Genomic DNA, 1,602 nt, shown 5'->3' with positions numbered 1-1,602 from the left:
TAGAAAGACTAACTATATAAAGTCAAGTGAAAAAACAAAATAATTTATTACTAAATATATAAAATGAAAGCATGCCAAATAAACATCACAAAAAATGTTTTTTCACTTATGTGCGAATTTCGTATGGTTCATTTTTAGTTAAAATCGCATGGATGATGTTACAGAGTTTTCGAGACACAGCACCAACTGCTGTTAAGTGATGCTTTCCTTCTGAACGTTTTTTATCATAAAAAGCTTTCAATACGGGATCGCTCCGAGAAGCAACCAAAGCAGCTTGAAACAAAGCTTTTCTAAGATAAGGTGAGCCACGTTTACTCATGACATTATGAGTAGCATCAAATTGTCCGGATTGCGATACAGAGGCATCGATGCCGGCATAAGCGACTAACTTCTTAGGATTGGAAAACTTATGAATATCACCAATTTCGCCTAATATCGTCGCACCAGTCACTGGACCAATCCCTGGTATTGTTTCGACGACAGAATCGATGGAATCCATTAATTGCTTGATTTCATCTTCTACTTGCTTAATTTGTGTTTCGAGGAAGTTCAACTGTTCAATCATCGAACGAAGTTGGAAAGTAAATGCATCTTGTGCAAAGCGGATTCCAAAAGAGTTTGAGGCTACTTTTTTGAGCGCTTCGGCTTTTATTAAGCCTACACGATTACGACTGGCTAAACCGAGTGTTTCAGCAAGCATATCCGCTGTTACTTCATTAAAAGCATCTGGCGTGGAGTACTCAAGTAATGCAGCCTTTGAAGCTTTTCCAAAAACGCCAACCTTTGAAAAGACTGTATTATATTCAGGAAATACTTGGTCTAAAACAGCGATGATTTTACGTTTGAAATCGCCCGCCGTTCCAACTAAGTACGATCGATAACGGGTTAATTGACGTAAGGAAAACATATCTTCATTCGCTAAAGTAGTGTCTTCAAATGAACCGTAACGAATAAGGTCGGCTATTAATACCGAATCAATGATGTCTGTCTTTCTTTTGCGGATTTCAGTACCTTTCCGCCAACCATCAGTTTGAATAGGGTTGATGACATGGATGAAATAATCAGCATTTTCTAGGAATGAAAAGAGAGCGAGCCAATAATGTCCTGTAGCTTCCATTCCCGTAAGGAAATGGGCTGGGTCATCTGAAATAGTACGTAAACGAGTGAGTAGTGAGTGACCGCCTTCTGATGAGTTTGGAAAGGAGAAACCTTTTAACACTATTTTTCCTTCCTCATCCATAACTGAAGCAACGTGAGTACGTTTGCCAATATCAATACCAAGATAAAACATAGCTTCACCTTCTTCACTTATTTGGATTGAATGCCACTCATCTGAAAAGCGTCACGACCTTGTGCTAAATACGGAGTAAGGCGAAGTGCCTTCAACATCTAACTCATTCGTAATCAGCTTAACAGAGAGAGGGTTCAGTCTTTCAATTACGAGTTTAGTAACCCAAGGATGAAACGATCCACCTCTCAATCCATTAAGTATATTTTCTCAAAATAATTGAGGAAATACCAATGAAAAAATTACTTAGGTTCATAAGGTTTTCCTTTTATAGTCGGAAGACTAAAACCTTAAATATAATATACAAGGATGAA

General features: G+C 38.0%; 1 protein-coding gene. It reads right to left on the bottom strand.

Annotation, left to right across the window (positions count from 1 at the left end; translation table 11 throughout):
• Positions 1-106: 106 nt before the first annotated feature.
• Entirely contained in the window at positions 107-1,291 is a 1,185-nt protein-coding gene (locus tag SPD45_RS14315) for an IS110 family transposase (protein ID WP_336268456.1), read from the bottom strand.
• Between the last annotated feature and the right edge of the window lie 311 nt (positions 1,292-1,602).

Source organism: Pseudogracilibacillus sp. SO10305 (assembly GCF_037072005.1).
GTDB classification, from domain to species: Bacteria; Bacillota; Bacilli; order Bacillales; family Amphibacillaceae; genus Pseudogracilibacillus; species Pseudogracilibacillus intestinigallinarum.
This window is presented reverse-complemented; position numbering and strand designations above follow the sequence as displayed.

Coding starts and splice junctions, on each gene's coding strand:
- SPD45_RS14315 (WP_336268456.1), bottom strand. CDS start 1,291: ATGTTTTATCTTGGTATTGATATTGGCAAACGTACTCACGTTGCTTCA.